Annotated in this window: 17 protein-coding genes; 13 read left to right on the forward strand and 4 right to left on the reverse strand. The window is 59.9% G+C overall.

Annotated elements, in window-relative coordinates; all coding sequences use genetic code 11:
- Positions 1-53 precede the first annotated feature (53 nt).
- From AD659_RS23040 to lanM, 7 genes are all read left to right on the forward strand, one after another.
- On the forward strand, positions 54-542 hold the full coding sequence (locus AD659_RS23040) for a DUF3015 domain-containing protein (protein WP_030140293.1): 489 nt from the start codon (positions 54-56) through the stop codon (positions 540-542).
- An 88-nt stretch (positions 543-630) separates the two neighbouring features.
- Positions 631-2,484: an Lnb N-terminal periplasmic domain-containing protein gene (locus tag AD659_RS23045; RefSeq protein ID WP_053125397.1), complete on the forward strand. Its 1,854-nt coding sequence runs from the start codon at positions 631-633 to the stop codon at positions 2,482-2,484.
- A gap of 104 nt (positions 2,485-2,588) precedes the next feature.
- Positions 2,589-2,945, forward strand: coding sequence for a putative periplasmic lipoprotein (locus tag AD659_RS23050; RefSeq protein WP_053125399.1), 357 nt, complete (start codon positions 2,589-2,591; stop codon positions 2,943-2,945).
- A gap of 72 nt (positions 2,946-3,017) precedes the next feature.
- Positions 3,018-3,509 carry a GreA/GreB family elongation factor gene (locus AD659_RS23055; protein WP_053125401.1) on the forward strand — a complete coding sequence of 164 codons (492 nt, stop codon included), beginning with the start codon at positions 3,018-3,020 and terminating at the stop codon, positions 3,507-3,509.
- Between the two features lie 187 nt (positions 3,510-3,696).
- A complete protein-coding gene (locus AD659_RS30035) occupies positions 3,697-3,840 on the forward strand; it encodes a hypothetical protein (protein WP_167352845.1) in 144 nt (47 codons plus the stop codon).
- 161 nt (positions 3,841-4,001) lie between these two features.
- Complete coding sequence (locus tag AD659_RS30040; protein WP_167352846.1) at positions 4,002-4,160, forward strand: hypothetical protein; 159 nt, start codon at positions 4,002-4,004, stop codon at positions 4,158-4,160.
- 84 nt (positions 4,161-4,244) lie between these two features.
- The gene (gene lanM / locus AD659_RS23060; RefSeq protein ID WP_053125402.1) at positions 4,245-7,310 is read left to right on the forward strand and encodes a type 2 lanthipeptide synthetase LanM; all 3,066 of its coding nucleotides are present in this window, start codon (positions 4,245-4,247) and stop codon (positions 7,308-7,310) included.
- Between the two features lie 198 nt (positions 7,311-7,508).
- Here lanM and ettA read toward each other — a convergent pair whose 3' ends face one another.
- Complete coding sequence (gene ettA / locus AD659_RS23065; RefSeq protein ID WP_018601028.1) at positions 7,509-9,173, reverse strand: energy-dependent translational throttle protein EttA; 1,665 nt, start codon at positions 9,171-9,173, stop codon at positions 7,509-7,511.
- A 271-nt stretch (positions 9,174-9,444) separates the two neighbouring features.
- On the opposite strand from ettA, the gene AD659_RS23070 reads away from it, so the two are divergent.
- The 6 genes from AD659_RS23070 to AD659_RS23095 all read left to right on the forward strand — a co-directional run bounded on the left by AD659_RS23070 (position 9,445) and on the right by AD659_RS23095 (position 18,599).
- The gene (locus AD659_RS23070; RefSeq protein WP_053125403.1) at positions 9,445-13,293 is read left to right on the forward strand and encodes a sensor domain-containing protein; all 3,849 of its coding nucleotides are present in this window, start codon (positions 9,445-9,447) and stop codon (positions 13,291-13,293) included.
- Positions 13,294-13,518: 225 nt separating this feature from the next.
- Positions 13,519-14,772 (forward strand): serine hydroxymethyltransferase, encoded by a 1,254-nt coding sequence (gene glyA / locus AD659_RS23075; protein ID WP_053125404.1) that lies wholly within the window; start codon positions 13,519-13,521, stop codon positions 14,770-14,772.
- A gap of 207 nt (positions 14,773-14,979) precedes the next feature.
- The gene (locus tag AD659_RS23080) at positions 14,980-15,510 is read left to right on the forward strand and encodes a hypothetical protein (protein ID WP_053125405.1); all 531 of its coding nucleotides are present in this window, start codon (positions 14,980-14,982) and stop codon (positions 15,508-15,510) included.
- 296 nt (positions 15,511-15,806) lie between these two features.
- A complete protein-coding gene (locus tag AD659_RS23085; RefSeq protein ID WP_053125406.1) occupies positions 15,807-17,120 on the forward strand; it encodes a C4-dicarboxylate transporter DctA in 1,314 nt (437 codons plus the stop codon).
- A 59-nt stretch (positions 17,121-17,179) separates the two neighbouring features.
- A complete protein-coding gene (locus tag AD659_RS23090) occupies positions 17,180-17,884 on the forward strand; it encodes a FadR/GntR family transcriptional regulator (protein WP_053125409.1) in 705 nt (234 codons plus the stop codon).
- Between the two features lie 22 nt (positions 17,885-17,906).
- Positions 17,907-18,599, forward strand: a complete 693-nt coding sequence (locus tag AD659_RS23095) for a GntR family transcriptional regulator (RefSeq protein ID WP_053125410.1) — start codon at positions 17,907-17,909, stop codon at positions 18,597-18,599.
- Positions 18,600-18,745: 146 nt separating this feature from the next.
- On the opposite strand, the gene yjiA is transcribed toward AD659_RS23095, so the two are convergent.
- The 3 genes from yjiA to AD659_RS23110 all read right to left on the reverse strand — a co-directional run.
- A complete protein-coding gene (gene yjiA / locus AD659_RS23100) occupies positions 18,746-19,714 on the reverse strand; it encodes a GTPase (protein WP_053125412.1) in 969 nt (322 codons plus the stop codon).
- Positions 19,715-19,996: 282 nt separating this feature from the next.
- Positions 19,997-20,194, reverse strand: a complete 198-nt coding sequence (locus AD659_RS23105; RefSeq protein ID WP_003182142.1) for a YbdD/YjiX family protein — start codon at positions 20,192-20,194, stop codon at positions 19,997-19,999.
- A 15-nt stretch (positions 20,195-20,209) separates the two neighbouring features.
- The coding region (locus AD659_RS23110) for a carbon starvation CstA family protein (RefSeq protein WP_053125414.1) at positions 20,210-21,738 on the reverse strand (1,529 nt) is incomplete at its 5' end.

Below are 21,738 nucleotides of genomic sequence, written 5' to 3' on the forward strand. Positions count from 1 at the left end.
TGCTGTAGGGGCCAGACCCTGTCCATCGGTATGCACATAAAGAGAACATAGCTATGAAACGGATTCTTCTCGGTACTCTCTTCACCGCTGTATCCATCAACGCCATGGCTCAGGCGCCGGGCGGCCCGGATTGCGGTTGGGGCAACATGCTGTTCGAAGGTCAGCGTGGCACCCCCGCACACTTCCTGGCATCCACCACCAATGGCACGTCCGGTAACGCCACCTTCGGCATGACCTCCGGCACCAACGGTTGCTCGACCAACGCGGCACTGACCTACGGCGGCAAGTCCTGGCTGGCCATGAATGGCATGATGAACGAGCTGTCCGAAGACATGGCCAAGGGTCAGGGCGAAGCACTGACCACCTACGCCGTGGTACTGGGCGTGGCGCCGGAAGACCGCGCGCACTTCTCCGCTGTGACCCACGAGCACTTCCAGCAGATCTTCAGCAAGGCTGACGTGACGGCCGAAGACGTGCATACCAACACCCTGGCCGTGCTGAAAAACGACCCTCGCCTGGCCAAGTACGCCACTCAAGCTTAAGCTCGACAGCACTCGCTCCTCTCGGGGAGCGGGTTTTCTTTTTGGGGCCCCTTCGGTCTTTATTTTTCGACTTTCCAAGTAGCCGACTATGCTCAAACGCCTTGCCTGGCTGGCGCTCTGTGTGTGCGCCCCGCTGTCCGCCGCGCCTCATGTCGACCCTCAACGTTTGCAGCAACTGGCCAATGACCGCTTCTGGATCTCCCTGGGCCACTACGAAACCGCCAAGCTCGGCGGCTGGCGCAGCTATATCAGCGACAAAAAATTCTTCCTCGCGCCCGATGGCAACGAACATCCTGACCGCGAACTGACCGCCACGCTGCACGCCTTGTATGCCCCGGCCAGCGCTGGCCAGCAGCATGCCCAGTGCGTGTACCCGGCGCGAACCCGCTGGCTCAAGGCACAGCTCAACCTGACAGACCTGCCGGCAGTCGATTGCAGCGACTTCACCCAGTGGTTCAAGGACGTATCGCCCCATAGCGCGGTGATGATTTTCCCCGCCGCCTACCTGAACAGCCCGTCGTCGATGTTTGGCCACACCCTGTTGCGCATCGACCAGGCCGACGTGCAAAGCGACAAGACCGCCCTGCTCAGCTACGCGATCAATTTCGGCGCCTACATCGAAGGTTCCGACAACAGCATTCTCTATGCCTGGAAGGGCCTGATGGGCGGCTATCCCGGCTTGTTCGCCCTGGTGCCGTACCAGGAAAAACTCTCCGAATACCGTAGCCTGGAGAACCGCGACCTGTGGGAATACCGCCTCAACCTGAGCCAGGCGGAAACCGAACGCATGGTCGAACACGTCTGGGAACTCAAGCAGATTCAGTTCGACTATTTCTTCTTCGACGAAAACTGTTCCTATCGCTTGCTCGAATTGCTGCAAGTGGCCCGTCCCAGCCTGCGCCTGACCGAACAATTTCCGCTGACGGCGATTCCCACCGACACCGTCAAGGCGGTAAAAGAGGCCGGCCTGGTGGAAAGCATCCAGTATCGACCGTCCCGGGAACGGGAACTGCTCAGCCGCGCTGAACCGCTCAGCGATGATGAACAGCAATGGGTACTGAACGTCAGCGCCGATCAGCAGCAGCTGCAAGCGCCGGCCTTCAAGGCATTGCCGCGCGAACGCCAGGCGCTGATCATCGACGCGGCCTATCGCCTGGAGCGCTATCGCGCCAACGGCCAGGAACGTGATTCGAAACGGGCCCAGCGCAGCTTCGAGCTGTTGCGGGCGATCAACCAGAACCCCGCGCCGGAACTCGACATCCCGCAGCCGGGCCTGCCCGAGGACGGTCACCAGTCGCGCACCTGGCAGGCCGGCCTCGGTACACGGGGCGACCGGGCGTTCGGCGAATATGGCTTGCGCATGGCCTATCACGACCTCAACGACAACGCCGAGAGCTTCCCACTGGGGGCGCAGATCGAAATCCTGCAGTTGAAACTGCGCCAGTACGAGGGCAACGACTGGCAGGTGCAGCAACTGGACCTGGCGACCATTCGCTCCCTGACCCCACGCAACGAACTGTTGCAACCGTTGTCCTGGCAGGTCACCGGCGGCCTGGAGCGGGTGCCAGGCAAACACGACGATGAAACCTTGGTCAGCCACGTCAACGGCGGCGCGGGCGGCACCTGGGCGCTGGGCGAAGATGTACTGGGCTTTGCCCTGGGCACGCTGCGGGTTGAGCACAACAACGATTTTGCCCAGTTCATCGCCCCGGCCGCCGGTTTCAACAGCGGTGTGCTGTGGAAGAACCCCTTGGGCAACCTGAGCCTGGAAGCCAAGGGCGATTATTTCGTCAACGGCGAAGTGCGTCGCAGCCTGAGCCTCAATCAGCAGTGGGAATTGTCCCGCAACCTCGGCCTGCGCCTGAGTGCCCAGCGGGAATTCAGCCAATTGGCCTCGCCGGAGAACGAGGTGATGCTCGAGGTGAAGTGGTACCACTACTGACACTGGCCTGCACAACGAACGGATTGATCACCGCGCTTTCACGCCTTACTGACGAATCCACTTCTAGACTTCTTGTATAGGCGGGATTCGGCAGGAAAGCACAAATGAAACGCGCGGCAGTGGTTCTGGGTATGTTGATGTTGCTCGGTGGCTGTGAAACCACCCACGAAGACTTGATCGCCCGGGGTTATCCACCAGCGTTCGCCGACGGCTACGACGATGGTTGCAGCAGTGGCCGGCAAGCGGCCGGGGTAATCACCGGGCAGTTCAGGAAAGACGTGCCGCGCTACCTCAAGGACCCACGCTACGCCGAAGGCTGGAGCGATGGCTTCCGTCAGTGCCAGGCCATGCGCGAGAGCGAAGAGCGCAACGCTTATCGCGAACGCCATTGGGACGAACGTGAGCGGGCCTGGCAGCAACAGAAAGACCAGGACGCCGCCCGGGCTTATCGCTCGCCGTGAGTCGTCCACAGACATCCGTCGAAACCAAAACCCTGCGACCATGGACCAAACTCCAAGAGAGGAGCAAATGCCATGAGTCGCGCCTTCGTCAATGAAGACAACGCCGCTGCCCAGGCCGACCAGCCGGTCGAACGCCAGGTCAGTGCGCAACCCAATTACGTGACACCCACCGGGCTTGCCCAGCTCCAAGCCCGGGTCGCCGAGTTGCAGGCCTTGCACGGCCAGCAGGCGACCCGAGGGGATCTGGCGGACAAGCAGCGGGTCGCCGACCTTGAACGGGATCTGCGCTATTTCAAACAGCGCCTGCAAAGCGCCCAGGTCGTTGCGCCGATTTCGTCCGATCAAGTGCGAATCGGCCACTGGGTGACCTTTGCCGATGAACACGATCACCCACAGCGGGTGCAATTGGTGGGTGAGGATCAAGCCGATGCGGCCAGTGGTTTGATCAACTGGGGCTCGCCGCTGGGTCGGGCGTTGTTGGGGACGAAAGTGGGGGATGAAGTGATATGGGAAAGACCGCTGGGCAAACTCGCCATCGAGGTTATTGCAATAGATCTCCCCTGATGTTGCCAGTGTCTTTAAACATGACTAAAGCCGCCGACTTCCAGACACGATAACAACCTGTTACTTGCTGTAGCTATATGTAACTGCAACATGCGCTCATAACGCCAAGTTTGTGTTGATCCCGGACCATGCTACTGTTTTCCCCGCACTTAAACCCGTGCGCAGTAACAATAAAGGAGATGCAACAATGAGCGAACAAATACTGGCCATGTCCGGTGACTTCGACACCGACTTCAACGCCTACCAACAGGTAATCGACCGTGGCATCGAATCAGCAGCGCTGACCATTGTCGAATGCGGCACCATAAACTGCACCGCGACTCTATGCTAAGTCCTTTGTCATCGAAGTAGACCTGCCCAACAGGTTTTTGCTACATCCTAATCCCACCTAGAAAACAGCACCCTTAACACCCTACAGTGCGGGTGCGCTTACTCGCACCCGCAGACCGCTGGTCACTGTACGTGTTTTGGGGTAACTGATGAGGAACAAACATGAGCGAACAAATCCTGAACATGTCCGGGGACTTCTATAGCGAATTCGACGCTTATCAAGCGCCGGCGAACAACATGGCGTCGATCCTGACAACTACGTTGGAATGCAACACCTTTGGGACGTGCACCAACATGGAATGTTCGACACTTGGGTGCTAAGTCCGCCAACTGAATATCAGAACAGGCGACACCTATAAACATAGAGCAGGCATCGCCTGCTCTATCCATGTCTGGAGCAACGCCATGCTTGTTAATGCTTTGAAGATGAATCAGCGAGGTCAGTACCGATTCTCTTCCGACGACGACATCGCGCTTTTTGAAAACAACCTGACCCGCCTGCATAACGATGATCAGGCCTTGCTGAATCACTTTGGGCTGGACAGGGCGCAACTGGCCGCCTATGCCAGGGAGCCCGTCAATGATCGGCACCTGCCTGCCGACGGTCAAACCGCCTTGATGGCCTTGCAAGAAAAACTCGCTCGGCTTGACAGCCTTCACGTCGACCCACTGGCATCGACCGGCAACGACAATTTTTATTGGTTTGGCTACCGTTTGTTTCTTTATCTCATCGACACGTTCAAAGCGGATGGGCGCTATGACAAAGCCTCGATGCACATCAATGAACCCGGACTGTTTGCAGGTCTTGAGCGCTACGTCCTGGCCCGAGTCGGACGCACGTCAGAACAAAGCCTGGTCCATTACCTGAATACACGGATTGCCGACGGCGACGACATCGACCTGGGTGAGTTCAGCGAACAACTGCGCACCTTGCCGCTGTTTGATTTCTTCGAAGCCTATCCCGTGCTGGCGACATTGTTGTTTGAGTTGCTGGAAGACACCGTCAACTATCTTTACGCGATCATTCTCGACTTCGCCGAGGATATAGAGGCGCTGGAGACGGCATTTTCGATCCCGTCCCGGAAAATCGACGCCATTGAGTTCGGCCTGGGTGACCCCCACGGTCGCGGTGAAACGGTCTGCCAGGTCAAGTTCCGCACAACCTCGTTGGTCTACAAGCCAAGAGCCAGCCGCGAAGCACTGTTTTTCAATCACCTTCTGGGCCAACTCCATGAGTGGACAGGCGCGGATTGTTTTGCCATTCAGGCGCCAGGAATTCTCAGCCGCGAGCGGCATAGCTGGGTAGAAAAGATCGACAACACGCCCTGTGACAGCGCAGCGGATGTAGCGCTGTTCTATAAAAAAATGGGCGCGCAGATCGCCGTCATTCATGCACTCAACGGTATCGACTTTCATTACGAAAATATCATCGCGTGTGGCAGCAGCCCGGTCATGATTGACCTCGAATGCTTGTTCACCGCATCCACCAGTGACTTGCTACTCGACTTACCTGTCGATTGTGCGCTGTCCAATGCCTTCAAGTGGGTCCAGCAGTCGGTGTGTTCCAGCGGCTTTGTGCCCTTCTCACAACAAGCCAATAACGACCAGAGCGGATTGACTCGGCAGGAGCTGTTTATCTCCACCCGTCATGCCCTGGTTGTCGAAGAGGGCTTTTACCACTTACGCAAAACCAAATTCGAACACGCTCCGGAGCAGAAGCATTTGCCGCTCTTGCACGGCGAACACAAGGGACCTGAGGCTTATAAAGCAGAATTGTTCCACGGCTTTGAATACGCCTATGACACGTTGATGACCCATCGGCAAACGATGATGCAGATGCTTGAGCAATCCGCCGGCGAACTGTCAACTCGCTTACTGTTCAAAAACTCTCAGCGTTATGCTGACTTTATCGGGTTGAGCCGTCACCCACGCTTCATGAAAAACATGCTGGACCGGGAACTACTGCTGGCAACGTTGTGGCAGGACTTGCAGGCACCCTATCGGGAAAAGGGCATCCCGCGTTATGAAATAGCCGATCTGCAAAGAGCCAGTATTCCGTGTTTCACCCTGTCGCTCAGCGCCAATCAGTTGATGAGCGCCCAAGGTGAAACCATCGAAATGACGCAGATCCAACCTCCCATAAAAAGCTGTCTAAAAAAAATAGCCAACCTGTCCAAAGCCGACAGGGCATTACAACTGACGCTGCTGGAAATGTGCTTGTATCCAGAACCCAATGGACAGCCATTATCACGTGCCACGCCTGAAACAGCCGCCCCAGCAAATCGACTCGATGGAATTCTGAGCATCAGTTCCCGCCTCGAAGCGCTTGCGCTCACCGGAACGGCAACGGACGTCAGTTGGCTGGCTTTTCATACGCACCCCACGACTCACCGAAAATACCCTTCGCCGATGGACCACGGGCTTTACTCCGGTATCGCCGGGATTGGGTTGTTTTATCTGAGCCTGTTCAAGGTAAGCGGCAAACCGCACGTGCTGTCGCTCGTGGACCAGGTTCTGGACTCACTGGAGCAACATTTCGGTTTCTTCAGAGCCGACCTGACCGTCAGTGCCTATCATGGCCTGGGGGCTTATCTTTATCTGCTGATCAACCGCCGCCAGATCACAGGCGATCCGAAGCACGATAAGAAAATTGCCAGTCTGCTGAGCCAACTGATTGAAGTACCGCCTGAAAACTATGACTTCGACTTCCTGGGCGGTTGTTGTGGGGCGGTGACGCTGTTGGCCAATATCCATGCGTTAACTGGACAAGCGGATGTGCTGCCGGCCATTCGGCGCATGGTCGACTACATAAAAGACCAAGTCCTGGTTGAAGACAGCCAGCTTCTGCGCCGCGACGACCGCTCCGTCATTTTGACGGGCCTGTCCCATGGTCTCTCCGGCGTCATCCATGCCTTGTGCAAAGCCTATGACGTGACCCGTGATGGGGCGTTGGTGCCCTTGGCCACGCAGATCCTGAAAGGTGAAAACCGCTTGAGCCGGGAAGGTTTCTGGCTCGACCTTAGGGACCTGGGCCCGGTGGACCATGCTACCAAGTGGTGCCACGGCGACGGCGGCATCCTCATCGCCAGGCAACAACTCATGAAGTCGATGGGCGATGCCTTGGACGAAACGACCCGGCAGACGGTGCTCGACGATATACAGCGCTGTGAGCACAATCTCTGGCGGCACGGCTTGGGCGATGGCTATAACCTGTGCCATGGCGATTTCGGCAACCTGATCTGTCTGTATGACTGGTATCGACACTCGAATAATCCCGAGGGGATCGACAGGGTCAAACAGGCGCTTGGCGAAGTCGCCCGGAAGTTTTTCGATGGGCCCTTTCTCGACAGCGATCGGGTTCCCGACGTCAGCCTGCTGACGGGTATTACGGGCGCAGGCTACGCCTTGCTGTATGAGATCGATCCAACGATCCCCAACATACTCACGCTCGATTTCGCAGTGCCCGCCTAAAGCAAGCTAACAATACCTGTGATGAAGGCAATACCCTGTGGGGGTGGGAGCGAGCTTGCTCGCGATGACGGCTTCACATTCAACATCTCTGCTAGCTGATCCACCGCCATCGCGAGCAAGCTCGCTCCCACAACGGGAATTGTGTCCATAAAAAAACGGAGCCTTCGAAGGCTCCGTTTTTTTGTGCAACCGACCGAATCAGGCCAGCTTTTTGTGCCGTACGCGATGCGGCTGGGCAGCGGCTTCGCCGAGGCGCTTCTTGCGATCGGCTTCGTACTCGGTGTAGTTACCTTCGAAGAACACCGCTTGCGAGTCGTCTTCGTACGCCAGTATGTGGGTCGCCACACGGTCAAGGAACCACCGATCGTGGGAGATCACAATGGCGGCGCCCGGGAAGTCCAGCAAGGCTTCTTCCAGGGAACGCAGGGTTTCAACGTCGAGGTCGTTGGACGGTTCGTCGAGCAGCAGGACGTTGCCGCCCTCCTTCAAGGTCAACGCCAGGTGCAAGCGACCGCGCTCACCACCGGACAAGTCCTTGACGAACTTTTGCTGGTCGCCGCCCTTGAAGTTGAAGCGACCGACATAAGTGCGCGACGGGATTTCATAGTTGCCGATGCGGATCTGGTCGGAACCGTCGGAAATCTGCTGGAACACGGTCTTGCTGCCGTCCAGGTCTTCGCGGCTCTGGTCGACGCAAGCCAGTTGCACGGTCTCACCGATTTCGATGCTGCCCGAATCCGGGGTTTCCTTGCCCATCAGCATGCGGAACAGCGTGGACTTACCGGCACCGTTACCACCGATCACACCAACAATGGCGCCTTTTGGCATGGAGAACGACAGGTTGTCGATCAGCACGCGGTCGCCATAACCCTTGGTGACGTTCTTGAACTCGATGACCTTGTCACCCAGGCGCGGACCGGCCGGGATGTAGATCTCGTTGGTTTCGCTGCGCTTCTGGAATTCCTGGGATTGCATTTCCTCGAAGCGTTGCAGACGTGCCTTGGATTTGGACTGGCGGGCCTTGGCGCCTTTGCGCACCCACTCCAGTTCTTCCTTCATGGCTTTTTCATGGGCCGACTGCTGCTTGGATTCCTGGGCCAGACGATCGGACTTGGCTTCCAGCCATCCCGAATAGTTGCCCTCGTACGGAATGCCCGCGCCGCGGTCGAGTTCCAGGATCCAGCCGGCGACGTTGTCCAGGAAGTAACGGTCGTGCGTGATCGCTACCACGGTGCCAGGGAAGTCGTGCAGGAAATGCTCGAGCCAGGCAACGGAATCGGCGTCCAGGTGGTTGGTCGGTTCGTCGAGCAGCAGCATGTCCGGGGCCGACAGCAGCAGGCGGCACAAGGCCACGCGGCGCTTCTCACCACCAGAGAGGTGTTCGACCTTCGCGTCCCAGGCCGGCAGGCGCAGCGCATCGGCGGCGACTTCCAGCTGGCGGTCGAGGTTGTGGCCGTCGCTGGCCTGCAGGATCGCCTCGAGCTTGGCCTGTTCGGCAGCCAGCTTGTCGAAGTCGGCATCCGGGTCGGCGTAGGCGGCGTAGACCTCGTCCAGGCGCGCCTGGGCGTCCTTGATCACGCTGACCGCTTCCTCGACCACTTCACGGACGGTCTTGCTCGGGTCCAGCTGTGGCTCTTGCGGCAGGTAGCCGATGTTCAGGTCCGGCATTGGACGGGCTTCGCCGTCGAATTCGTTATCGACGCCGGCCATGATTTTCAGCAGCGTGGACTTACCCGAACCGTTGAGGCCCAGTACGCCGATCTTGGCGCCAGGGAAGAAGGACAGCGAAATGTTTTTCAGGATTTCCCGCTTCGGCGGAACAACTTTGCTCAGCCGATGCATGGTGAAGACGTATTGAGCCATGGTGAACCTAGCGTCAGTGACAGGTGAAAAGAACGAGCCAGGCCATGCGCGGCGCGGGCAGTTGATGTTTATCAATGCCTGCGGGCCGATAGAGCCTGGGAATCTGGAGCTGGAACGCTCTTGTTTGACCGGCAAAGCTACCTCAACCGTCGGTCAAGGTCCAGCCGCCAGGGGCTGGCACTTTGCCACAAGTCAAGGCATGCTAGCCGCCCTTCGGGCGTCCGGCTTATAGTGCACGTCGCGCCAGTCCAGCAAAACGCAGGATTACAGCTTGTCCAACGCCACTTCGCCCCTGTCCAATCGTGCACCCGCTGTCGTGCCCGGCTCGCCCCTGCGCGGGACATTGAAGGGCGCGCTGGCCACGCTGGTGCTGCTATTGCTCGGCTTGCTGTTCTGGCAACTGCTCGACCAACTGCGCGAAACCCAACAGCAACAGCGCCAATACACCATCGATTACACCGCCGATCTCGCCGCGCAGGTCAGCCTGAACATGGCCCTGAACGCGCAAATCGCCCTCAACCTGCTACCGATCGTCGAACAACCGCAAACGGCCGACGAGCAGCAGGCCCTGGTTCGCAAACTCCAGCAATCGCTCCCCGAACTGCGCAGCCTGGCACTGCTGAGCCCTTCCGGCCGGGTGCTCAGTGACAGTGATGCCAACAGCCACGACGCCGACTACCTGGGCGAACTGGTTCGACGCAGCCGGGCCCAGGCGCACTATTTCAGCAATGCCGAAGACGGCTCCGTGGTGCATCTATTGCTGCACCAGGCCAGCGGTAGCGGCCGTGGCTATTGGGCCCTGCGCCTGACTCCGAACTTTTTCGCCACCCTGACCAAGCAGGCCGATGTGGGGCTGCGCCCGCTGTGGCTGGTGGAGAACCGTCTCAACCAGCAAATCATCAGCCGCGACGAGAGCCTGCCCTCGATCAGCCCCGCCCATCTATCGCCGGATGACCTGGAAAACACCGTACTGACCGTCCCCCTGAGCAGCAGCGACTGGCAACTGCGGGGGTTGTTCGACCGTCGCCAGGTGATCGAGCAACTGCTGCCGGCCTTCATCGGCAAATGCCTGCTGGGCTTGGCATTTTCCTTGTTGCCCGTGATCGCGCTGTTGAACATGCGTCGGCGCCAGCGGCAGTTGCACGAGGGGCGGCGACGTTACCAGGATATTTTCGAAGGCACCGGCGTGGCCCTGTGCGTGCTTGACCTATCGGGGCTCAAGGCCTTTTTCGAGCGAGCCGGCCTGCACACTGGCGATCAACTGCGCACCTGGCTGCAAACCACTCACCAACTCGAACAATTGCGCCAGGAAGTCCACGTCACCGAAGTCAACCAGATGGCGTTGAAACTGCTCAACGTCGACTCCTGCGATCAGGCTTGGCAGTTGCTGGTCGGCAAGGGGGCGCAGGACAACAATCCCGTCGGCTCGAAGCTGCTCGAAGCGCTGCTCGACCAACACAAGCAACTGGAACTGGAGATCAAGCTCCAGGACGCCCATGGCCGCGATCAGCATCTATGGCTGGTGCTGCGCCTGCCGGAAAAACAGCACGACTGTAACGCCGTCATCCTGAGCATCAGCGACATCACCAGCCGCAAGCTGATCGAGCTCTCGCTGCTCGAACGCGAAGGGTTCTGGTCCGACGTGGTGCGTACCGTGCCGGACCATCTCTATGTGCAGGACGTCATCAGCCAGCGGATGATCTTCAGCAACCATCACCTGGGCCAGACCCTGGGCTACGACCGTACCGAACTGCACCAGATGGGCGAGTACTTCTGGGAAATCCTGCTGCACAGCGACGACGCCGATCATTACCACAACCTGCGCCAGGAACAACGACGGGGCGGCTATACGCAGCTGTTGCAATGCCAACTGCGCTTTCGTCACCGCAATGGCAAGTGGCGCTGCTTCGACATCCGCGAACAGGCCCTGGCCCGGGATCGGCATAACCAGGTGACCCGGATCATCGGCGTGGCCAAGGACGTCACCGAACAGATCGAGGCCAGCGAATCCCTTCGCGACAGCGAGCAACGCTACCGGATGCTCGCCGAAAGCATCAGCGACGTGATTTTCTCCACCGACAGCAAGCTTTCGCTCAACTATGTCAGCCCGTCGGTGCAAGCGGTGCTGGGCTACACCGCCGACTGGATTTTCCAGAACGGCTGGCAATCGATCATCGCCAATCCGCAACAACTGACCGGCATCTACAGCCTGATGGACCGCGTCAGCAAAGCCCTCGACAAGCCCGGACAACTGGCCGAGCTGCGCAACCAGATGCAGACCCAACTGTTCCTGTTCGACTGCCTGCGTGCCGACGGGCGCAAGATTCCCATCGAGCTGCGGCTGGTGCTGGTGTGGGATGAACACGGCGCGTTCGAAGGCGTGCTGGGTGTGGGCCGCGACATCAGCCAGCAACGTCGCGCCGAAAAAGACCTGCGCATGGCCGCCACGGTCTTCGAGCATTCGACCTCGGCGATCCTGATCACCGACCCAGCCGGCTACATTGTCCAGGCCAACGAAGCGTTCAGTCGCGTCAGCGGTTATGCCGTGTCGCAGGTACTGGACCAGTTGCCCAACATGCTGACCGTGGACGACCAGCAGGAGGCGCACCTGCGCTACGTGCTCAAGCAGTTGCAACAGCACAGCACCTGGGAAGGCGAAGTCTGGCTCAAGCGCCGCAATGGCGAACACTATCCGGCCTGGGTCGGCATCACCGCGGTGCTGGACGACGAGGGCGACCTGGCCAGCTATGTGTGCTTCTTCAGCGACATCAGCGAGCGCAAGGCCAGTGAGCAGCGCATCCATCGCCTGGCCTATTACGACGCCCTGACCCACCTGCCCAACCGCACGCTGTTCCAGGATCGCCTGCACACCGCGCTGCAATCGGCCGAGCGGCAGAAGACCTGGGTCGTGCTGATGTTCCTCGACCTCGACCGCTTCAAGCCGATCAATGACTCCCTCGGCCATGCCGCCGGCGACCGGATGCTCAAGGAAATGGCCACGCGCCTGCTCGGCTGTGTCGCTGATGACGACACCGTGGCGCGCATGGGCGGCGACGAATTCACCCTGTTGCTGCAACCGCGCGCCAGCCGTGAAATGGCACTGAACCGGGCCATCGCCGTGGCCGAGCAGATCCTCGCCAGCCTGGTCCGGCCATTCGTGCTCGAAGGTCGCGAGTTCTTCGTCACCGCCAGTATCGGTATCGCCCTGAGCCCCCAGGACGGCAATGAACTGAGCCAGTTGATGAAGAACGCCGACACGGCCATGTATCACGCCAAGGAGCGTGGCAAGAACAACTTCCAGTTCTATCAGGCCGACATGAACGCCAGCGCCCTGGAACGTCTGGAACTGGAAAGCGACCTGCGCCATGCCTTGGAGCAGAACGAGTTCGTGCTGTATTACCAACCGCAGTTCAGCGGCGACGGCAAACGCCTGACCGGCGCCGAGGCCCTGCTGCGATGGCGCCATCCGCGACGCGGGTTGGTACCGCCGGGGGACTTCATTCCGGTCCTTGAAGAACTCGGGCTGGTGGTGGACGTCGGCGACTGGGTCATTACCGAAGCCTGCCGGCAACTCAGGACCTGGCACCAGGCCAAGGTCCGGGTGCCGAAGGTCTCGGTCAACATTTCCGCCCGGCAGTTCTCCGACGGCCAGTTGGGCACACGCATCGCCAACATCCTGCGCAGTACCGGCCTGCCGCCGGCCTGCCTGGAGCTGGAACTGACGGAAAGTATCCTGATGCGCGAAGTCAGCGAGGCGATGCAGATCCTCGCCGGATTGAAGAACCTGGGCCTGAGCATTGCCGTCGATGACTTCGGCACCGGTTATTCATCGCTCAATTACCTCAAGCAATTCCCCATCGACGTGCTGAAGATCGACCGCACCTTCGTCGACGGCCTGCCGTCCGGCGAGCAGGATGCGCAAATCGCCCGGGCGATCATCGCCATGGCTCACAGCCTCAACCTGGCGGTGATCGCTGAAGGTGTTGAAACCCACGAGCAGCTGGACTTCCTGCGCGAACACGGCTGCGACGAAGTCCAGGGTTACCTGTTCGGCCGGCCGATGCCGGCCAATCGGTTCGAAGCGCAGTTCAGCAATGATGCGTTGTTCATGCTCGACTGAAATCTCTGCTGCCTGGACTGGCCCCATCGCGAGCAAGCTCGCTCCCACACTGACCTGCGTACACAAAACCTGTGGGAGCGAGCTTGCTTGCGATGGGGCCAGTCAGGTCGACACAGAATTGTCCATGAAACCCATTCGTCCAAGACATGACGCCCTTTCATATGCCTTCCAAAACCGGTTGAGGTAGAATGCCCCCCTTTTCTGCCCCGATCCTTGAGGACCGCCATGTTCAGCCGTGATTTGACTATTGCCAAGTACGACGCCGATCTCTTTGCCGCCATGGAGCAAGAAGCTCAGCGCCAGGAAGAGCACATTGAGCTGATCGCTTCGGAAAACTACACCAGCCCCGCGGTGATGGAAGCTCAAGGCTCGGTACTGACCAACAAGTACGCCGAAGGTTACCCGGGCAAGCGCTACTACGGTGGTTGCGAGTACGTCGACGTGGTCGAGCAACTGGCCATCGACCGCGCCAAGCAACTGTTCGGCGCCGATTACGCCAACGTCCAGCCACACGCAGGTTCCCAAGCCAACGCCGCCGTGTACCTGGCGCTGCTGTCGGCCGGTGACACCATCCTGGGCATGAGCCTGGCCCACGGCGGTCACCTGACCCACGGCGCCAGCGTTTCCTCCTCCGGCAAGCTGTACAACGCCGTCCAGTACGGCATCGACGGCAACGGCCTGATCGATTACGACGAAGTCGAGCGCCTGGCCCTCGAGCACAAGCCGAAAATGATCGTGGCCGGTTTCTCCGCCTACTCCCAAGTCCTCGATTTCCCGCGTTTCCGCGCAATCGCCGACAAGGTCGGTGCCTACCTGTTCGTCGACATGGCCCACGTTGCCGGCCTGGTTGCCGCAGGCGTCTACCCGAACCCGGTGCCGTTCGCCGACGTCGTCACCACCACCACCCACAAGACCCTGCGCGGTCCACGTGGCGGCCTGATCCTGGCACGCGCCAATGCCGACATCGAGAAGAAGCTGAACTCCGCGGTCTTCCCGGGCGCCCAGGGTGGCCCGCTGGAGCATGTGATCGCTGCCAAGGCGATCTGCTTCAAGGAAGCCCTGCAGCCTGAGTTCAAGGCTTACCAGCAACAAGTGGTGAAGAACGCCAAGGCCATGGCCGGCGTGTTCATCGAGCGCGGTTTCGACGTAGTGTCCGGCGGCACTGAAAACCACCTGTTCCTGCTCTCGCTGATCAAGCAGGAGATCTCCGGCAAAGACGCCGACGCGGCGCTGGGCAAGGCGTTCATCACCGTCAACAAGAACTCGGTGCCCAACGACCCACGCTCGCCGTTCGTCACTTCGGGCCTGCGCTTCGGCACCCCGGCCGTGACCACCCGTGGCTTCAAGGAAGCCGAGTGCAAGGAACTGGCCGGCTGGATCTGCGACATCCTGGCGGACCTGAACAACGAAGCGGTCATCGACGCCGTGCGTGAAAAGGTCAAGGCTATCTGCAAGAAGCTGCCGGTATACGGCGCTTAATCAGCTCGACAACGCGTAGCCAAAAAGGCCCGCATCGAAAGATGCGGGCCTTTTTTGTTGGCGTATAAAAGACACGATCAAACAACTAACGCCAGGCTACCTTTAACGTCCTGAAATACAGGCAATCCCCCAAGCGATTAATAAATCAATAAGATCCGGCTCGTTCCACTTTTAACTTTATCACTCACTTCAGGAGTCAATATTCACATGGACAGTGAACATTCCTTTCATGCAACCCTTGATATGTTCAGCGCTCACGTCAATCTACTGGACAGGCTGCACGGCAAACCCGCGCTGGCGACCGTCAGTGCTTTCAGCGGTGGTTTTTACACCGGCAAACCCCAGACTCAGGATCACTCTCACCTGCTTGGCATGCGTGCCGAAGAGCCGAGGACGCGCGGTGAGCCCTTGCGGCTGCACTTCCGGCATACAGCGGGCGGTTATCTACTGACCATAAAAAACACCGGCGATTACTACAACAAGTTAATCAGCAAAAGCTGGTTTGAAATACTTGGCGCAAAGGATGTCAATACTAAAAAACCGACACTTTTTACCCTTCTTGACTTTAAACAGAATGTCATCACGCCGAAAAACATCAAGCCCGGTCACACTCGTATTTCGCTCATGACCGCCAATAAAAAACATGTAGGAGGATTAAGACTGCGCGGCTCGCCTTATCTCTATCTTGCCGAGACGGAAGAACAGTCAAAAGCGACGTTCATTCTGAGTATCCTCTGACTCATTATCCCCCTGTGGCGAGGGAGCTTGCTCCCTTGCCACAGTCTTGTGTATCGCCTCGTTATTCGCTTAGGCATCTGGCGGCAAAATTTTTCCAACCTGGAAATGGCTCAAGCACAGGGCTTTCATCGCAACTGGTAAGACCGGTCAAGCCAAATCATCACCATCGGGCTTGCATACCCGCGAAAACAGCGCCTAGACTGCGCCTGCACTGGACAAACCGGTAAGACCACAATAATGAAGTCCTGACGCCAGCACGCTTGGCGAACAAGGACACCGAACCAGGAATCCCTCCCATGCTCAAATGGTGCTCGCGGTCGATCTTCCTTCAAGTTGTCCTCGGATTGGTGCTCGGCATCGTCTGTGGGCTTACCCTTCCCGAATACTCTGCACAGCTCAAACCCCTCGGCGACGGCTTTATCAAGCTGATCAAGATGCTCATCGGCCTGATCGTGTTCTGCGTGGTGGTCAGCGGCATCTCCGGCGCCGGTGATCTCAAGAAGGTCGGGCGCATCGGCCTCAAGTCGGTCATCTACTTCGAAGTGCTCACCACCATCGCCCTGGTCATCGGCCTGGTCCTAGCTTTCAGCACCGGCATTGGCAGCGGCGCGAACATCCACCTGGAGCAGCTCTCCAGCACGGACGTGAACGATATCGCCCAGCGCGGCCAGCATCTGGTCACCACCACCCAGTTTTTGATGAACCTGATCCCGACGTCGGTGATCGGGGCGTTCGCGGAAAACAACATCCTGCAGGTGCTGTTGTTCGCCGTGCTGTTTGGCAGTGCGTTGAACCTCGTCGGTGACGCCGCTTCCGGCATTTCCCGGCTGATCAACGAACTCAGCCACGTGATCTTCCGCATCATGGGCATGATCGTGCGCCTGGCCCCCATCGGTGTGTTCGGCGCCATAGCCTTCACCACCAGCAAATACGGCCTGGACTCGCTGCAGCACCTGGGTAGCCTCGTCGGCCTGTTCTACCTGACGTGCATCGCTTTTGTCACCGTGATCCTCGGTCTGGTGATGCGTGCATCGGGCCTGCCGATGCTGCCATTTCTCAAATACCTGCGCGAAGAGTTGCTGATCGTCCTCGGCACCGCTTCGTCCGATGCCGTGCTGCCGCAGATCATGCGCAAGCTCGAACACCTGGGGATCGGCAGCTCCACCGTGGGCCTGGTCATTCCAACCGGCTACTCGTTCAACCTGGATGGTTTTTCGATCTACCTGACCCTGGCGATTGTCTTCATCGCCAATGCCACCGGTACGCCCCTGGCCCTGAGCGATCTGTTGACCATCCTGCTGGTGTCGCTGATCACCTCCAAGGGCGCCCACGGGATTCCCGGCTCAGCGCTGGTGATCCTGGCGGCGACGCTGACCGCGATCCCGGCGATCCCAGTGGTGGGCCTGGTGCTGGTGTTGGCCGTGGACTGGTTCATGGGCATTGGCCGGGCCCTGACCAACCTGATTGGCAACTGCGTGGCCACCGTGGCGATTGCCCGCTGGGAGAAAGACATTGATGTCCCTCGGGCGCGCAAGGTGCTGTCCGGCCAACAAGGCTATACCTTCCAACCCAGAAAACCGGTGGGCAGCGCCCATCACCAGCAATTTTGAAAGACGGCGATGCCGGCCCGCGAACCGGCATCGCCTGATTGATTTCCAAGGAGTCACATGTGATCAGCTCATCGACCGTCGTCAATTCCGTGGTGGAGAAACTCCGTGCCGCCCTCGCCCGGGGCCAGTGGCGCTCGGGCGACATGCTGCCCGGCCAGCGTGAACTGGCCGAGCAACTGGGCATCAGCCGGCCCAGCCTGCGTGAAGCGGTGATCGTCCTGGAGACCCTGGGCCTGGTGCGCTCGATGCCCGGCAAAGGCGTCGTGGTGCTGGAGGCCAATCCCGGCGATGCCGCCAGTGAAGGCAGCGCCATGGCCGGCGCCAGCCTGGAAGACCTGCTGCAACTGCGCTACACCCTGGAACCCTTCATCGTCGGCCTCGTGGCCCAGTCCATCAGCAGCAAGGAAGTCGGCCAGTTGCGCCTGACCCTCATGGACATGCGCGAAGCCCTGGAAGCCAACGACAGCGACGCCTGCGCCAACGCCTACATCGCCTTCCATGAAGAGTTGTTTGCCCTGACGTCCAACCCGATCTTCCAGAACGTGGTCCAGCAGACCAGCAACGCCCTCAAGCAAAGCGCCGATGTGTTGCGCAACTCGCCTGAGCACCTGGCCGAACGCCTGGAAGAAAACGAAGCCGTGGTCCGTGCCATCCGTGGCAAGAACAGTGCCCAGGCCAGCGCCGAAATGCGCCGGCACATTCTCCGGGAAGGCCAGCGCATGGGCATCGAATTGAATATTCCGGACGACAACCTCGGCACTTGAGCCTAGGCCTGCGGAGACCGCCATGAACACTCTCGTTTCCCATCAACATAACCGCAATGTGCTCGCCGCCCTGCCCCTGCCCGGCCGGATCGGCAAACCGTCGGTGGACGATATCTACCCGCGGATCTTCGACGCCATCCTCGAACAACGCATTGCCCCGGCCAGCCGCTTCACCGAGGAAAGCCTGGGGGACGTGTTCGGTGTCAGCCGCAGCATCATTCGTCGCGTCCTGGCGCGCCTGTCGCACCAGCAAGTGGTGATATTGCGGCCCAACCACCGACCACAAGTCGCCGCACCGGATCTGGAACAGACCCGGCAGATCCTCCATGCTCGCCGCCTGGCCGAGCAGACCCTGGTGCGCCTGGCTTGCAAGGCACCGCAACCGCAGGATCTACGACGTCTTCGGAGTCTGGTGGAACAGGAGCAGCACTGCCTGGACCGCGGCGAGCGTGGCCCGGCGATACGCCTGTCCGGCGAGTTTCATCTGCAACTGGCCGCCATGGCCGGCAACGCGCCGTTGATGCAATTCCTCGGCAGCCTGGTGCCGTTGACCTCGTTGGCCTTGGCACGACACGAGGTCAAGTCGCGCCGACATTGCGCCTGGCAGGAACACCTGGCGATCGTCGACGCCGTGGAAGGTCGCAACGTCAACGAAGCCGTGCGGCTGATGGATGAGCACCTGGACCATCTGGAACAAAAACTGCTGATCAAATAGCTGTTGTGGCGAGGGAGCTTGCTCCCGCTCGGTTACGCAGCAACCGCCAAAAAGCGAGGGCGGCTACGCCCCCCAGCGGGAGCAAGCTCCCTCGCCACGAGAAGCTTTTTAGCTGCACACTTTTGATGGTCGCAGGCAAAGCGTCGTCAACGTAGCGCGGCGTCGAAGCCGGCGCGGATCTTCTCTTCGGGCAGTTCGTCGGCGATGAACACGATCACGCTTTCCCGGGCTTCGCCGGGTGCCCATTCGGTGTCCCAATCGAAACCGTACAGCTTGAGCACGCCTTGGAACACCAGTCGACGGGGTTCGCCCGCGATGTTCAGCACGCCTTTGTAGCGCAGCAATTGCTTGCCGTGCTCTTCCAGCAACTGGTTCATGAACTCGCTGAGCTTGTCGATATCCAGCGCCTTGTCGGTACGCAGCACCAGGCTGCTGATGCGATCGCCCGGGGTGGCCTTGCCCACCGGTCGCAGGCTGAACCCTGCACCCAGGTCCGCATTGAGATTGAAGCCGCGAATGTCGAGCAACTCGGCCAGGTCGATCTGGCCGTGTTCGACCACCCTGATCGGCGCCCGCCGGTTGATGCGCGTCAGGCGTTCGCCAAGGGCCTGGACCTGGGCTACGTCCACCAGGTCGGTCTTGCTCAGCAGCAGGCGATCGGCGAACCCGACTTGGGCCTGGGCGATGGCCTGGGTCAGGTGGATGTCGGCGTGAGCGGCATCCACCAACGTCAGGATGCCGTCGAGGATATAACGCTCGCGCAGGTCCTCGTCGATGAAAAAAGTCTGCGCCACCGGGGCTGGATCAGCCAGGCCGGTGCATTCGATCACCAGGCGATCGAAGGCGATCTCGCCGCTGTCCAGCCGCTCGAGCAACAGGTACAGGGCCTTGGTCAGGTCGGTGTGAATGGTGCAACACACGCAACCGTTGGCCAGGGTCATGACTTGCACCGGCTCGTCGCCCAGCAGTTGGGTGTCGATACCGGCATCGCTGAATTCGTTCTCGATCACAGCGATTTTCAAGCCGTGTTCGGCCTTGAGCAGATGGCGCAACAGCGTGGTCTTGCCGGCGCCGAGGAAGCCGCTGAGGATGGTGACCGGGATGGGAGAGGACAAACTGAATCTCCTTGATGCCTGAAAGGGAAGCGGTTTCGTGGGAGCGAGCTTGCTCGCGATGGCGGTGGATCAGTTGACATTATCATTAACTGACACTCCGATATCGCGAGCAAGCTCGCTCCCACAAGGGATTTGTGGCGTATGCACATCTTGAGAAGACCCCAAAACAACTGTGGGAGCGAGCTTGCTCGCGAAGGCGGTGTGTCAGCCACATCTATGGTGACTGACCCGACGCCTTCGCGAGCAAGCCCGCTCCCACATGGGGTTTGGGTTCAGCTCAATTCAACAGCACTTGGGCCCACCCTTGCCGCCGTAACGGGCCTCCTGGCGTTCACGGAAGAACGCCTCGTAGTCCATCATCGGCTTGTCCGGGTGCTTGGTTTGCATGTGCTCGACGTAGTTGTCGTAGTCAGGCATGCCGACCATCAGGCGGGCGGCCTGACCGAGGTATTTACCCAGGCGACTCAAGTCATTGAACATCGTTGCAATCCTCTATCAAGCGTCCGGCAGGGCCTGGAATGGCGCTTCCTTGTCCGTGCGTTCTTTCGTGCCCCAGGCGGCGATGCCGACCTTGAGCGCGTAGAACAGGATGCTGAAGACCACGAACAGGAACAACACCGTCAGCGTTGCGTTGGTGTAGGCGTTGAACACCACGTGCTGCATTTGCTCGATGCTCTTGGCCGGGGCCAGGATCTGGCCGGCGGCCAGGGCATCGTTGTATTTGCGCGCCAGGGCCAGGAAGCCGATCGCCGGGTTGGCGTCGAACAGCTTGATCAAGCCCGCGGTGGTGGTGCAGATCAGCAGCCAGGCCGCCGGCAGCAGCGTGACCCAGACGTAGCGCTGGCGCTTCATCTTGATCAGCACCACGGTGGCGAGCATCAGGGCGATACCGGCCAGCATCTGGTTGGAGATGCCGAACAGTGGCCACAAGGTGTTGATGCCACCCAGCGGATCGATCACGCCCTGGTACAGCAAGTAACCCCACAGTGCGACGCAGCCGGCGGTAGCGATCAGGTTGGCCGGCCAGGATTCGGTGCGCTTGAGCGAAGGCACGAACGAGCCGAGCAGGTCCTGCAGCATGAAGCGCCCGGCACGGGTGCCGGCGTCCACGGCGGTGAGGATGAACAGCGCTTCGAACAGGATCGCGAAGTGGTACCAGAACGCCATGGTGTTCTCACCCGGCAGCACCGAGTGCAGGATCTGCGCGATCCCGACCGCCAGGGTCGGCGCACCGCCGGCACGGGCCAGTACGGTGGTTTCGCCGATGTCCTTGGCCACCGCTTGCAGCGCCTCGGGAGTGATGGCAAAGCCCCAACTGCTGACCGTCTGCGCCACGGCCACCACGTCACCACCGACGATTGCCGCCGGGCTGTTCATGGCGAAGTACACGCCTGGCTCGATCACCGAAGCCGCCACCATGGCCATGATCGCCACGAAGGACTCCATCAGCATGCCGCCGTAACCGATGTAGCGGGCGTTGGTTTCGTTATCCAGCAGCTTGGGCGTGGTGCCCGAGGAGATCAGCGCATGGAAGCCCGAGACCGCACCGCAGGCGATGGTGATGAACAGGAACGGGAACAAACCGCCCTTCCACACCGGCCCGGTGCCGTCGGTGAACTGGGTCAGCGCCGGCATTTTCAGCTCGGGCATGGTGACCAGGATGCCGATCGCCAGCGCCACGATGGTGCCGATCTTGAGGAAGGTGGACAGGTAGTCCCGCGGCGCCAGGATCAGCCACACCGGCAGTACCGCCGCGACAAAACCGTAGCCGATCAGCATCCAGGTGATCTGGATCCCGGTGAAGGTGAAGGCCTTGGCCCAGACCGGGTCGGCAGCGATCTGCCCGCCCAGCCAGATCGAGCCCAGCAGCAACAGCACGCCGATGATCGAGATTTCACCGATGCGGCCCGGGCGGATGTAGCGCATGTAGATGCCCATGAACATCGCGATCGGGATGGTCGCCATCACCGTGAAGATCCCCCACGGGCTCTCGGCCAGGGCCTTGACCACGATCAGCGCCAGCA

Origin of the sequence: Pseudomonas thivervalensis, assembly GCF_001269655.1 — a bacterium.
Lineage (GTDB): Bacteria > Pseudomonadota > Gammaproteobacteria > Pseudomonadales > Pseudomonadaceae > Aquipseudomonas > Aquipseudomonas thivervalensis.